The sequence below is a fragment of the Mesorhizobium sp. M0626 genome (genome assembly GCF_040320665.1).
Classification (GTDB): domain Bacteria; phylum Pseudomonadota; class Alphaproteobacteria; order Rhizobiales; family Rhizobiaceae; genus Mesorhizobium.
The window spans coordinates 161,995-174,603 of record NZ_JAMYQD010000017.1; the positions used below are offsets into that span (position 1 = coordinate 161,995).

Sequence of the window (12,609 nt, forward strand, 5' to 3'; positions counted from 1 at the left end):
AGGATCAGGCGGGGACCTTTTGCGCCGGCGCAAGCTCGTCGATGTCCCTCGCGACCGGAAGGTCGTCGAGGACGATGTCGCGCATCTCGGCCAGCGTGCGCTGGTCGAGCACCTCGGCGATCGCCTGCCGGACCTCGAGCATCAGATGTCGGACTTGGCATGTCGCCTCATTGCAGTCTTCACAGCGCTGATACTGGGTGCGGCTGGCGCAGGGGATGGGCGCCAGCGGTCCGTCGAGCACGCGCACGACATGGCCGACCTTGATCTCGTCGGCCGGGCGCGCCAACCGATAGCCGCCATCCTTGCCCTTGCGGCTCTGGACGAAACCGGCATTGCGCAATTCGCCCAGAATGGCGTCGAGGAATTTCTTCGGAATGTTGTTGCCGCTGGCGATGTCGCCGACGAAGGCGAGCTGTCCCACCGGCAGATGCGCCAGATGGACCAGCGCCTTGAGGCCGTACTTGCCTTTTTTGGTGAGCATAGACCGAATGTTTCTCTGTCAGGCGATGGCCCCAAACCATCGGTTGCGAAACGCCTGACGTGCCTCCCCGCCGCGTGCAAGCTGCTTCGACACATAAATTCTACTGATATGATATACAAGCCGAGAAACCTTGATTTTGCTTCGTTTTCACGCCGCAGGGGCCACTTTGGCAAGCTTTGTGCCGTTAAGGTCACAGCCAGCCGCGAGCGATTGCGGCGATGAGCGGCGGCTCCTGCTCCCAATGTCGATAAGATTACTATACTTACCCTCGAACACGCGGAACGTGTTTTCAAATCAACCGTCTTTTACAGCATGGATTTGCGCCATTTGGGGCTTTGCCGGGAATTTTGGGTCGCAGCCCGCGGATCGGCGAAACATGACTCCCGACAGCTCGGGCGCCGCCCTGCGCCCGATATCAGGACGCCGCGTTGTCGCTCTGAGACCGGGCGGCCTTGGCGGCCACCGGCACGCCGCTTGAGCGCAGCATCCAGCGGTGGCCGTCGCTGCGGAAGTCGGTGAGGCTCAACGGCTCGACATCGATCCTGCGGCAGGCCGCAAGCGGCGCGCCGAGCACCAAATCAGGCCTCTTCCGTAGGAGGGTTGGCAGGACCACCAACTCTTCAGCACCTTGGGGGCGCCGTTTGCGTTTGTGCACGGTCCGACACGGGCCGGTCACCGCGCCCGCATCAGCCGTTGGTTTTTTTCTAACAAGTGCTTTTTCCTTGGAACGATTTAACTCTACAAGAATGATAGAATTAGCTGACTATGAACAGGCATCCGGTTTTTCTCATTTTTCATGGAGCCTTTCATGTCCAGCATTTCGCGACGCATTGTCCTCCTGTCGTCGGCAGCTTTGGCGGGTGCGGCCTTCCTCGGCCCGGCCCAGGCGCAGGACCTCAACATCACCATCGGCTACCAGACGGTGGTCGAACCTTCCAAAGTAGCGCAGGCCGACGGCGCCTATGAAAAGGCGACCAAGGCCACGATCGACTGGCGCAAATTCGATTCCGGCGCCGATGTCATCGCCGCCGTCGCATCCGGTTCGGTCGATATCGGCTATGTCGGCTCGAGTCCGCTGGCCGCGGCCGCCAGCCGCGAACTGCCGATCCAGACCATCTTTGTCGTCGGCCTGATCGGCCAGTCCGAGGCGCTGGTCGCCCGCAATGGATCCGGCATCGAGAAGATCGCCGACCTCGCCGGCAAGAAGGTGGCGGTGCCGTTCGTGTCGACCACGCATTACAGCCTGCTTGCCGCGCTGAAGCACGAAAACGTCGACCCGAAGTCGGTCGAAATCCTTAATCTCAGGCCACCGGAAATAGCCGCCGCGTTCGCTCGCGGCGACATAGACGCGGCCTATGTCTGGGATCCGGCGCTCGGCCAGATCAAGACGACAGGCAAGGTGGTGCTGGATTCCTCGCAGGTTGCCGCCTGGGGCGCGCCGACCTTCGACGCCTGGATCGTGCGCACCGACTTCGCCGAAAAGAACCCGGACGCCGTGCGCGATTTCGTCAAGGTGACCGGCGAATCCTATGCCCAGTTCCTGGCCAAGCCCGAGGCATGGTCGGTTTCGTCGCCGGAAGCGGCCAAGATCGCCAAGATCACCGGCGCCAAACTGGAAGAGGTGCCGCAGCTCCTCAAGGGTTACGTCTTCCCGACATTGGAAGAGCAGGCTTCCGACAAATTCCTCGGCGGCGGCACGGTCAAGGCGATCGAGGCAGCTTCGGCCTTCCTCAAGGAGCAGGGCAAGATCGACGCCGTGCTGCCCGACTATTCGAAATACGTGTCGTCGAAATACGTGACCGAGGCTCTGGCCTCGAACTGATCTTCAGTTTTACGCAATTCCGGACGGAAAACCGCTTCACACTTTTCCTGGAATTGCTCTGAACACGCGCGGTTTCCTCTTCCCTGACGCCGCGTGCTGCCTGTCCCGGATCCGCTCAACGAGGGCCGGGGCAGGCTGATTTTCTTCCGGAGCCCCTTTTCATGCCGCATCTCGTACTCCACCCGCATCTCGTACTCGACAAGGTCTCGGTTCACTATGACGGCCAGGCAGCGCCGGCGGTCGACCGAGTTTCCATCGATGTCGCCAAGGGCGATTTCGTCGTGCTGGTCGGCCGCTCCGGCTGCGGCAAGACCTCGCTGCTCAATGTCGCCGCCGGCCTGGTCGAGCCTGCGCGCGGGGTCGCCACGATCGGCGGCCGGCCGATCACCGGCCCAGGCTCCGACCGGGCGGTCGTGTTCCAGAACGATGCGCTGTTTCCCTGGCTGACGGCCCGTGAAAACGTCGCCTTTGCGCTCAGGCTGCGCGGCGTGCCGCAAGCCGAGCGGGCGCGCCGCGCCGACCAGTTGCTGGCGCTGGTCAAGCTTGACGGCGTCGGCGACAAACGCATCTGGGAATTGTCCGGCGGCATGCGCCAGCGCGTCGGCCTCGCCCGAGCGCTCGCGGCCGAGCCGGAATTCCTGCTGCTCGACGAACCGCTCGGCGCACTCGATGCGCTGACGCGCGAGCGCATGCAGACGACACTGCTCGACCTGTGGACCGCAAGCCGGGTCGGCGTGCTGATGGTCACGCACGGCATCGAGGAGGCGCTGGTGCTGGCCACAAGCATCGTCATTTTGGCGCCCGGACCGGGCCGCGTGGTGCGGACATTCGAGACCGGTTTCAGCCGGCGCTATGCCGCAGGCGAGCCGATCCGCGCCATCAAGGCCGATCCAGTCTTTGCCACGGCGCGCGGCGAGCTGACCGATGCGATCTTCGAAGGAGAGGCGGCATGAGCGTCACCTCCTACAGCGAGCGGCCGGCCACCGGGACCGGCGAGGCCGATGCCATTTCGGTGCCGTGGTCGCGGCCGGTGCGGAAGCGGCGCAGGGTTTCCTCGCGGGCGATCAGCGCCGTCACCATCCTGGTCGTGCTGGCGGCATGGGCGCTGTCTGCGCGCCTGCAACTGGTGTCGCCGGTGTTCTTGCCGTCGCCCGCCGCCGTGTGGACCAAGTTCATCGTGGTGATCAAGGACGGCTTCGTCGACGCGACTTTGCTCCAGCATATCGTCGCCAGCCTCGGCCGCGTGTTCGCGGCGCTGCTCGCGGCCATCGTCATCGGCGTTCCGGTTGGGCTGGCTATCGGCATTTCGACGGTCGGGCGCGGCATCTTCGATCCCTTGCTCGAATTTTTGCGGCCGATCCCGCCGCTCGCCTATCTGCCGCTGGTCATCATCTGGTTCGGTATCGGCGAACCGTCAAAGATCCTGGTGATCGCCATTGCCATGCTGGCGCCGGTGGCGCTGTCGACGGCCTCGGGCGTGCGCGGTGTCTCAAAGGAGCGCATCGATGCGGCCCGTTCGCTTGGTGCGACGCAGCGCCAAGTGGTGCGCCATGTCATCCTGCCCAGCGCGCTGCCGTCGATCCTCACCGGCCTGCGCATCGCGCTCGGCGCCGGCTGGTCGACGCTGGTTGCAGCCGAGCTGGTGGCGGCAACGCGCGGCCTCGGCTTCATGATCCAGTCGGCCGCCCAGTTCCTGGTCACCGATGTCGTGGTGATGGGAATAGTGGTGATCGCGACAATAGCCTTCGTGCTGGAATTCATCATCCGCCTGATCGAGCGTCAGCTGGTTCCGTGGGCGGGAAAGGAATGACAACAAGTTTCTGCCGGTTTGACCGGCTGCTTCCCTTCGCAGCACGGCGACCGCCGACCCTGGAACAGAAGGAGTGATGTCATGACCCAGTCCACCGCGGTGCTGTTCGCCCATCTCGGCAACTGGCTGCTCGCCTGGCGGGAGAACTCGTCGTCGCAGCCGCAACCGAAATCGCCGGCCCCGGTGCAACTCGACGCCGAACGCGACCGCCTGCCGCCACGCGACGAGGGATTTTACTGGGCCTGGCAGTATTGGTCGCAGTGAGGTGATGGTGATTAGCGCCAGCCTTCGCGATTTCGTCATCCTAGGGCGAAGCAAGGAGCGAAGCGACGCGGCGCAGACCCTAGGATCCATGCCGAGACGCTGATGCTACGCTCCAGGGGAGCAACAAACCGGGCGCCTACCACCCGGTTCCGCGAAACAGCTCAAACCACTCCGGATTGGCCTTCTCTATCAGTTCGATCTTCCACTGTCTCGGCCATCGCTTCAGCGACTTCTCGCGTTGAATGGCATCGGTGATGTCGAAGAATTCCTCATACCAGACCAGCCGTTGAACACCGTAGCGGCTGGTGAAGCCTGCGCCCTGGCCGGATTTGTGTTCAGGCATGCGGCGGGCGAGATCGTTGGTGACGCCGATGTAGATCGTGCCGCGTTTTTGGCTTGCAGTCATGTAGACGTAGCCGGTCATGGTTTCAGGGTATCGAGCCTCGGTTCGCGCACAAGCGACATTCTGATCCGTTCCACTCTACGGCAAACGTCACGGCATGGATCCTAGGGTCTGCGCCGCGTCGCTTCGCTCCTTGCTTCGCCCTAGGATGACGAGCGCTGGGTTCTGAAGAAAATATTTCCACGTCAAGCAGCCAACTCGCAAAATCGTTTCTCTACTAAATTTATAGACCTACCTAGCCTTGTCTCTCATCCACGGCAGGGAGCCCTTCCCGGCGCCGGTTCGCAGCGAAGGAAGAGGGATCATGTTCAGCCTGACCAGACGCGTTTTCGGCCTTGGCCTTTTGGCGGCGGGCATTGCTGCCTCGCTCAGTGCCTCGGCGCAGGAGCTGAAGCAGCTCAACATCGGCTATCAGAAGACCGGCCTGCCGGTCATCGCCCGGCAGCAGCAGGTCATCGAGAAGGCGCTGAGCGACAAGGGTGTCGCGGTGAAATGGGTCGAATTCACCGCCGGCCCGCCGCTGGTCGAGGCGCTCAATGTCGGCGCCATCGATGTCGGCTGGACCGGCGACGCACCGCCAATCTTCGGCCAGTCGGCCGGCGCCAACATCGTCTATGCGGCGGCACTGCCGGCCAATGGCGACGGCGAAGCGATCTTCGTCAAGCCGGCATCGCCGATCCAGTCGCTCGCCGACCTCAAGGGAAAGCGCATCGGCGTCGGCAAAGGCACCAGCGCGCACAATCTGCTGGTCGCGGCACTCGAAAAAGCAAACATCCCCTTCGACCAGATCACCCCGGTCTATCTCAGCCCGGCCGATGCTGCGGCGGCTTTCGCCAGCAACCAGATCGATGCCTGGGCTGTCTGGGATCCGTTCTACGCCATCGCCGAGACACGCTACCAGCCGCGCGTACTGGCGCGCTCCAGCGAGGTGCTCAAGGTGAACACCTATTTCCTCGCCAACAAGGATTTCGCCAAGGCGCATCCGGAGACGATCACCACGACGATATCGGCGCTCGGCGTGGCGGCGAAATGGGCGGACGCGAACCGCGACAAGGTGGCCGCCGCCCTGCATGAGGTGACCGGCGTGCCACTCGATGCACAGACCATCGCCGCCAACCGCACCAAATTCGGCATCTTCCCAATCACCGACGAGATCATCGCCGGCCAGCAGGCGACCGCCGACCGCTTCTACAAGCTCAAGCTGATTCCGAATGCGGTGCGGATCTCCGACGCCGTGTGGACCGCACCGGGCAATTGATTTTTCTCATGCGGCGCCGGGCGGAAACGTCCGGCGCCTTTGCCGTTTCTGCCTTCAACCTTGGGATTTCGCCATGACCGCTCCAGCCAATCCGCAAGCCGGGCCGCTCGATTTCTTCTGGTTCATTCCGACGCATGGCGACGGCTCCTATCTCGGCTCCGAGCAGCAGCAGCGCCCGCCTGAATTCGCCTATTTCAAGGAGATCGCGCAAGCCGTCGACCGGCTCGGCTTTCCCGGCGTGCTGCTGCCGACCGGGCAGAATTGCGAGGATTCCTGGATCACCGCTTCCGGACTAGCGGCGCTGACCGAAAAGCTCAAATTCCTGGTGGCGCTGCGGCCCGGCGTGACGCTGCCGACCTTCGCGGCGCGCCAGACCGCGGCGCTCGACCGGCTGAGCAATGGCCGCCTGCTGCTCAACGTCGTGGTCGGCGGCAACCCGACCGAGCTTGCCGGCGACGGTGTCTTCCTGCCGCATGACGAGCGCTATGCCCAGGCGCAGGAGTTTCTGACCATCTGGCGCGCGCTGGTGTCGGGCCAAAGCGTCAATTTCAACGGCAAATATTACCGCGTCGACAATGGCCGCCTCGACCTGTTGCCGAGCCAGGAGCGGCCGCCGCTCTATTTCGGCGGCTCGTCGGATGCGGGCCAGGAGCTCGCCGCCGATCTGGTAGACATGTACCTGACCTGGGGCGAACCGCCGGCACAGGTGGCCGAGAAGCTCAGTGCTGCGCGCAAGAAAGCCGAACGGCGCGGCCGCAAACTGCGTTTCGGCATCAGGCTGCATTTCATCGTGCGCGAGACCGAGGAAGAGGCCTGGCGCGCCGCCGACCGGCTGATCAGCCACGTCACCGATGCCCAGATCGAAAATGCCCAGGCCCGCTTCACCAGGGAGATGGACTCTGTGGGACAGCGGCGCATGGCCGAACTGCATGGCGGCCGCCGCGACAGGCTGGTGGTTTCGCCCAATCTGTGGGCCGGCGTCGGCCTGGTGCGCGGCGGCGCCGGCACAGCTTTGGTCGGCTCGCCCGAGCAGATCGTCGAGCGCATCCGCGAGTATCAGGCGATCGGCATCGACACCATCATCGGCTCCGGCTACCCGCATCTCGAGGAAGCCTACCGCGTCGCCGAGCTTCTGTTCCCGCGTCTCGGCCTGGGCACCAGGCGGGCACGGGCGCATGAGCACATCGCCAATGAATTCGCCGTCGGGTTCCACGGCGCCAACCGCCTTCAGGCGTCGTCATGAGCCTGGCTCAACGGGTCAAACAGAACGGCATCGGCTGGCTGCTGCCGGCGTTGGTCATAATTGGCTGGGAAGCCGCCAGCCGCGCCGGCGTGATGCCGGCCAATGTGCTGCCGGCGCCGAGCGCGGTGGCCGAGGCCTTCTGGCGGCTGACGCTGTCGGGCGAGCTGATACAGAACATCGGCGTCAGCACGCTGCGCGCGCTGGCCGGCTTTGCCATCGGCGGCTCGATCGGCTTTGCACTCGGCCTTGCCAACGGGCTGTCGGCGCTCAGCCGCGGCCTGACCGACACGACGCTACAGATGATCCGCAACATCCCGCATCTGGCGCTGATCCCGCTGGTCATCCTGTGGTTCGGCATCGACGAGGAAGCAAAACTGTTCCTGGTGGCGCTCGGCGTGTTCTTCCCGATCTACGTCAACACGCTGCTCGGCATCCAGAGCGTCGACCCGCATCTGGTCGAGATGGGCCGGGTCTACGGCATGGACCGCCGCGCGTTGTTTTTTCAGGTGATCCTGCCCGGCGCGCTGCCGGCGATCTTCGTCGGCCTGCGCTATGCCTTAGGCATCATGTGGCTGACGCTGATCGTTGCCGAAACCATCTCGGCCAGTTCCGGCCTCGGCTACATGGCCATGCAGGCACGCGAATTCCTGCTGATCGATGTCGTCGTGCTGTCGATCCTGATCTATGCGCTGCTCGGCAAGCTTGCCGACAGCTTCGCCCGCCTGCTCGAGCGGCTGTCGCTCGGCTGGCATCCCGCCTTCCAGAACGCCTGAGGGTTCGATGCCAACCGCCAGCCTGACCGCCATCCGTTCCTTCGTCGCCGCGCCGGAACCGTCACGGCCGGAGGAGGCCGTCGACAGGCAGCGCGCCTTTGCCTTCAAGGGCGTGGAAAAGCGCTTTGGCGACAAGGTCGTGCTCGACGGCATCGATCTCGACGTGCCGGTCGGGCAGTTCGTTGCCGTCATCGGCAAGAGCGGCTGCGGCAAGAGCACGCTTTTGCGGCTGCTGGCCGGGCTCGACCGGCCGACGGCAGGATCGCTGACATTCGGGCCGGAAGCCAAGGCCGGCGCCGGGGAAGAGAGCCGCTTCATGTTCCAGGAGCCGCGGCTGTTGCCCTGGGCCAGCGTGGTGAAAAACGTCGAGGTCGGGCTGACCGGGCTTGCCACCGGTGCGGAAGCCAGGCGGCGCGCGCTCGCCATCCTGGGTGAAGTCGTCCTCGCCGACCGCGCCGACGAATGGCCCTCGGAGCTGTCGGTCGGCCAGAAGCAGCGCGTGGCGCTGGCGCGCGCCCTGATCGGCCAGCCTCGGATCCTGGCGCTCGACGAGCCGCTCGGCGCGCTCGATGCGCTGACCCGCATCGAAATGCAGCAGCTTCTGGAACGCATCTGGCTGGAGCAAAAATTCACCGCCGTGCTGGTCACGCATGACGTCGCCGAGGCGGTTGCGCTCGCCGACCGGGTAGTGGTGATCGACGAGGGCCGCATCGCGCTCGATCTCGACGTGTCGGTGGCGCGGCCGCGCCGGCGCGGTTCGGTCGAGCTTGCCAGGCTGGAGGGCAGGATTCTGGATCAGCTGTTCGGGTAGAGCCTATCGCGGGCAGGGCATTCTATCCGAACCGGATAGATAGGTAACAGAATGGACCGGCAATATGGGGTGGCTGTTTTCTTGCTCGCCGGGTTGGCCCTGTTTGCGACTGCGGGTTTGACCAGCGCCTTCCCCCACTCCGTCACCGCTTCGCGGCGCCACCTCTCCCCCCTCCGGAGGGAGAGGAAGGGAGCCAGGCCGCATAAGTTCGCGCCCCTGCAAGGCTCGCGCCTTCGGGGGAGAGGTGTCGAGCGAAGCTCGACGGAGTGGGGTCGATCTGTGTGGGTCGATTTTTCGTCGCAACTCACCCCGGCGAACGGCTCGCCCATACCAGCCCGGCGAAACCGACCAGCATGGTCACGATGCCGATATAGAGCCATTGCGACTGGCCGGTCATGAAGCTGCCGCCGACCACGCCAATGCCTTGCAGCGACCACAGCGCGCCGATGGCCAGTACGATCAGCGCCAGCAGATATCTGAACAGTCTCATCGCCAAGATTCCTTTCCGAAGTCGATCGTCAACTGCGCCATGACCGTGATGACAGAGCGAAAGGACGGCGCCCAATCGCGCTCTCTTCTACTTGTACTATAACGTCCTGCCTTGCTCACGGAATCTGTGAAACAGCTCGCAATATCGCCGGCGATACGGCCGCGCCACACGAAAGATGCCTGACAAACTGTTTCCCAGCGACTCCAAACGTGTGCCGGTGCCACGGAACTGCCCGATGCTTGCCGCATTTCCTGCCTTATTCGACACTTAACGGCTGGGGTCTGTCGAAAACGGAGCCAATCCCCCCAACATGAAGAAAACAAACCAGACCGCGCTTGTCGCGGTAACGATCGCGGCTGGCCTGATGGTCGGTGCATCCGCCTCCTCCGCCGCTGGCCAGTGCGGCCGCGCCTCCTGGTACGCACTGCATTCCAGGACCGCCAATGGCGAACGCATGAACCCGTCGGCGCTGACCGCCGCGCACCGCAGCCTGCCTTTCGGCACCAAGTTGAAAGTGACCAACCAGAATAATGGCCGCAGCGTCATCGTGCGCATCAACGACCGCGGCCCGTTCATCAAAGGGCGCGTGCTCGATCTGTCCAAGGGCGCCGCCGGCCAACTCGGCTTCATCGGCTCCGGCCATACCTCGGTGTGCATGGCGCGCGTCTAGATCTGTCCAAGTCCGGCCCGATCGGGCCGGACACATCCTGCCCCGTCGTCCAACAGCCTTGCATTTTGCAGTGCACATTGAGCCGGCTGCACCCGCCCAACGCGGTTTCTCAAGGCCTTGGACGAAAGATTGGCATATGTCACGCCACGTGACGTATTGCATCGCAGCAATATCTTGTTAACCTCCGCGCGAGACATTCAAGGCTCGGCGCTGTCCGTCGTCCCTTCGGTCACGGCAGCTGCGGAGTACCTGATGTTCTACCAGCTCTATGAAATGAACCATGCCGCCCTGCAGCCCGCGCGGCTTTATGCTGATGCAGTGCGGCTGTTCTACACCAACCCGCTCAATCCGTTTTCGCATACGCCGTGGGGCCGCTCGGTCGCCGCCACCGCCGAACTGTTCGAGCGCACGACGCGCCGCTACAGCAAGCCGCATTTCGGCCTGAGCAAGACCGTGGTCGACTGGAAGAGCGTCGAGGTCAGCGAAAAGACGGTGTGGTCGAAGCCGTTCTGCAATCTTACCCGCTTCGAGCGGTCGGTGCCCGCCGGGCGAAAGGCCGACCCCAAGCTTCTCATTGTGGCGCCGATGTCGGGCCATTATGCGACGCTGCTGCGCGGCACGGTCGAGGCGATGCTGCCCTATGCCGACGTGCACATCACCGACTGGGTCGATGCCCGCATGGTACCGGTGACCGACGGCCATTTCGACCTCGACGATTATATCGACTACATCATCGACATGCTGCATGCGCTGGGGCCGGACACCCATGTGATGGCGGTGTGCCAGCCTTCGGTGCCGGTGCTGGCAGCGGTGGCGCTGATGGAAAAGCGCGGCGATCCCTTCGTGCCCTCGACCATGACCTTGATGGGCGGGCCGATCGACACCCGCCGCAATCCGACCGCGGTCAATCTTCTGGCCAAGGAAAAGGGCATCGACTGGTTCCGCGACAACGTCATCATGCACGCGCCCTGGCCGGTGCCGGGCTTCGGCCGCGAAGTCTATCCGGGCTTCCTGCAGCTGTCGGGCTTCATGAGCATGAACCTCGACCGGCACATCACCGCCCACAAGGACTTCTTCATGCACCTGGTCAAGCATGACGGCGACAGTGCCGAGAAGCACCGCGATTTCTACGACGAATATCTGGCGGTGATGGACCTGACGGCGGAATTCTATCTGCAGACCGTCGACACGGTGTTCGTGCGCCATGCGCTGCCCAAGGGCGAGATGACGCATCGCGGCGAGGTGGTCGACACCAAGGCGATCCGCAATGTCGCGCTGTTCACGGTCGAAGGCGAGAACGACGACATTTCCGGCCTCGGCCAGACCCAGGCCGCGCATGATCTCTGCCCCAACATCCCGGCTGACCGGCATGCGCATTACATGCAGCCGGCCGTCGGCCATTACGGCGTCTTCAACGGGTCGCGATTCCGCTCGGAAATCGTTCCGCGCATCGTCGATTTCATCACAAGCTACGGCCGCCAAACACGCGTAGCGGTGAAACCCAAGCTGGTCCGCTCCGCCAAAAGCTGAGGCTCGATCCGGCTGCAGAGTGCATTGCCCGCAGCAGCGGGGCGATTTTGCGCGCCACAGGCGTTCTGTTGCACAATAGACGCTGTTGGGCGGGCGCGGGTAACCATGCCGAAGAATCTGGCTCCCCCGATAATTGACACGGAGTGTAAATCCCCTTTAACCTTTCGTTAACAACAAGGGCGAACGGGGACAATGACTTCCTCACCGATAGCACGGACGCTGCGCTTGTGGGCGGCAGCAGGGCTGGCGATCTCTGCGTGCGGGGCAGTGCCGGCACTTGCAGGCGGCGCCATGGCGACGGGCGGCATGACCTCGCAGCCGATCGGCCACTATGATTTCTGTAAAACCCAGCCCGGCGAATGCTCGATCCGGCCGAGCAACCTCAACCCCGCCGCGATGACCGACGCCTTCATGCGCAAGCTGATCAACGTGACGTCAAGGGTCAACGCCGCCGTAAAGCCGATGAGCGACTACGACATCTATGGCAAGGACGAGGTCTGGGCCTATCCCGACAAGGGCGTCGGCGATTGCGAAGACTATGTGCTGGAAAAGCGCCGCCAGCTCTCGCGCTCTGGCGTGTCGCTGGCCGATCTCTTGATCACCGTCGTGCGCAAGCCGGACGGCGAAGGCCATGCCGTGCTGACGGTGCGCACCGACAAGGGCGACTACGTCCTCGACAATCTGACCGACAAGGTGAAGATCTGGGACGCCACCGGCTATCGCTTCCTCAAGCGGCAGGCCATCGACAACACCGGCCGCTGGGTCTCGATCCGCGGCGGCCAGCAGGTGCTGGTCGGCGCGGTTCAGTAAATAAGGACGATGCATGTGAGCGCGTCGCTGCGAACAGCTTCGTCGGAAGCCCGCGGCTAATAACTTTCACGAGATAACCGCAAGTCGGCGCTGCCCCTCATTGCCCTGCCGGGCATTTCTCCCCGTATATGACGGGGAGAAAGATGCTGCCATCGGTGATTTCGCCAATCGTCAACGTTGCAAAATAGTCGCCGGCAGGCGGATGAGGGCAGCGCTGCCCTCGAAATCTTATCTCTCGAAACGC

General features: G+C 63.7%; 15 protein-coding genes. 11 read left to right on the forward strand and 4 right to left on the reverse strand.

The annotated features are described in order from the left end of the window. Window positions 1–4: 4 nt before the first annotated feature. Both NKI37_RS22655 and NKI37_RS22660 read right to left on the reverse strand, forming a co-directional pair. Window positions 5–481, reverse strand: a complete 477-nt coding sequence (locus NKI37_RS22655; protein ID WP_023672084.1) for an RrF2 family transcriptional regulator — start codon at window positions 479–481, stop codon at window positions 5–7. Window positions 482–896: 415 nt separating this feature from the next. Then, entirely contained in the window at window positions 897–1,058 is a 162-nt protein-coding gene (locus NKI37_RS22660; protein WP_023740227.1) for a hypothetical protein, read from the reverse strand. A 231-nt stretch (window positions 1,059–1,289) separates the two neighbouring features. On the opposite strand from NKI37_RS22660, the gene tauA reads away from it, so the two are divergent. The 4 genes from tauA to NKI37_RS22680 all read left to right on the forward strand — a co-directional run bounded on the left by tauA (window position 1,290) and on the right by NKI37_RS22680 (window position 4,377). Continuing rightward, window positions 1,290–2,303, forward strand: a complete 1,014-nt coding sequence (gene tauA / locus NKI37_RS22665; RefSeq protein ID WP_023710332.1) for a taurine ABC transporter substrate-binding protein — start codon at window positions 1,290–1,292, stop codon at window positions 2,301–2,303. Window positions 2,304–2,464: 161 nt separating this feature from the next. After that, entirely contained in the window at window positions 2,465–3,256 is a 792-nt protein-coding gene (locus NKI37_RS22670; RefSeq protein ID WP_352514287.1) for a taurine ABC transporter ATP-binding protein, read from the forward strand. Further along, window positions 3,253–4,113 (forward strand): ABC transporter permease subunit, encoded by an 861-nt coding sequence (locus NKI37_RS22675; RefSeq protein WP_352674833.1) that lies wholly within the window; start codon window positions 3,253–3,255, stop codon window positions 4,111–4,113. The genes NKI37_RS22670 and NKI37_RS22675 overlap by 4 nt, the downstream gene beginning before the upstream one ends. An 81-nt stretch (window positions 4,114–4,194) precedes the next feature. Further along, window positions 4,195–4,377: a hypothetical protein gene (locus tag NKI37_RS22680; RefSeq protein ID WP_023672089.1), complete on the forward strand. Its 183-nt coding sequence runs from the start codon at window positions 4,195–4,197 to the stop codon at window positions 4,375–4,377. A 136-nt stretch (window positions 4,378–4,513) separates the two neighbouring features. Here the strand turns inward: NKI37_RS22680 and NKI37_RS22685 are convergent, their stop codons facing one another. Further along, the gene (locus NKI37_RS22685) at window positions 4,514–4,801 is read right to left on the reverse strand and encodes a GIY-YIG nuclease family protein (protein ID WP_023710330.1); all 288 of its coding nucleotides are present in this window, start codon (window positions 4,799–4,801) and stop codon (window positions 4,514–4,516) included. A gap of 283 nt (window positions 4,802–5,084) precedes the next feature. On the opposite strand from NKI37_RS22685, the gene NKI37_RS22690 reads away from it, so the two are divergent. From NKI37_RS22690 to NKI37_RS22705, 4 genes are all read left to right on the forward strand, one after another. Continuing rightward, window positions 5,085–6,038 (forward strand): sulfonate ABC transporter substrate-binding protein, encoded by a 954-nt coding sequence (locus NKI37_RS22690; protein WP_027048693.1) that lies wholly within the window; start codon window positions 5,085–5,087, stop codon window positions 6,036–6,038. A 73-nt stretch (window positions 6,039–6,111) separates the two neighbouring features. Further along, window positions 6,112–7,281: an FMNH2-dependent alkanesulfonate monooxygenase gene (ssuD, locus tag NKI37_RS22695; RefSeq protein WP_027048692.1), complete on the forward strand. Its 1,170-nt coding sequence runs from the start codon at window positions 6,112–6,114 to the stop codon at window positions 7,279–7,281. Next, window positions 7,278–8,054 (forward strand): ABC transporter permease subunit, encoded by a 777-nt coding sequence (locus NKI37_RS22700; RefSeq protein ID WP_023706945.1) that lies wholly within the window; start codon window positions 7,278–7,280, stop codon window positions 8,052–8,054. The genes ssuD and NKI37_RS22700 overlap by 4 nt, the downstream gene beginning before the upstream one ends. 7 nt (window positions 8,055–8,061) lie before the next feature. After that, on the forward strand, window positions 8,062–8,865 hold the full coding sequence (locus tag NKI37_RS22705; protein WP_352794561.1) for an ATP-binding cassette domain-containing protein: 804 nt from the start codon (window positions 8,062–8,064) through the stop codon (window positions 8,863–8,865). A gap of 304 nt (window positions 8,866–9,169) precedes the next feature. On the opposite strand, the gene NKI37_RS22710 is transcribed toward NKI37_RS22705, so the two are convergent. Beyond that, the gene (locus tag NKI37_RS22710) at window positions 9,170–9,355 is read right to left on the reverse strand and encodes a hypothetical protein (RefSeq protein ID WP_023686050.1); all 186 of its coding nucleotides are present in this window, start codon (window positions 9,353–9,355) and stop codon (window positions 9,170–9,172) included. 310 nt (window positions 9,356–9,665) lie between these two features. Here NKI37_RS22710 and NKI37_RS22715 point away from each other — a divergent pair, with 310 nt between their 5' ends. The 3 genes from NKI37_RS22715 to NKI37_RS22725 all read left to right on the forward strand — a co-directional run bounded on the left by NKI37_RS22715 (window position 9,666) and on the right by NKI37_RS22725 (window position 12,365). Further along, on the forward strand, window positions 9,666–10,025 hold the full coding sequence (locus tag NKI37_RS22715; RefSeq protein ID WP_023672096.1) for a septal ring lytic transglycosylase RlpA family protein: 360 nt from the start codon (window positions 9,666–9,668) through the stop codon (window positions 10,023–10,025). A gap of 252 nt (window positions 10,026–10,277) precedes the next feature. Further along, window positions 10,278–11,555, forward strand: a complete 1,278-nt coding sequence (locus tag NKI37_RS22720) for a polyhydroxyalkanoate depolymerase (RefSeq protein WP_023824080.1) — start codon at window positions 10,278–10,280, stop codon at window positions 11,553–11,555. Window positions 11,556–11,747: 192 nt separating this feature from the next. Beyond that, the gene (locus tag NKI37_RS22725; RefSeq protein WP_023805854.1) at window positions 11,748–12,365 is read left to right on the forward strand and encodes a transglutaminase-like cysteine peptidase; all 618 of its coding nucleotides are present in this window, start codon (window positions 11,748–11,750) and stop codon (window positions 12,363–12,365) included. Window positions 12,366–12,609: the final 244 nt, after the last annotated feature.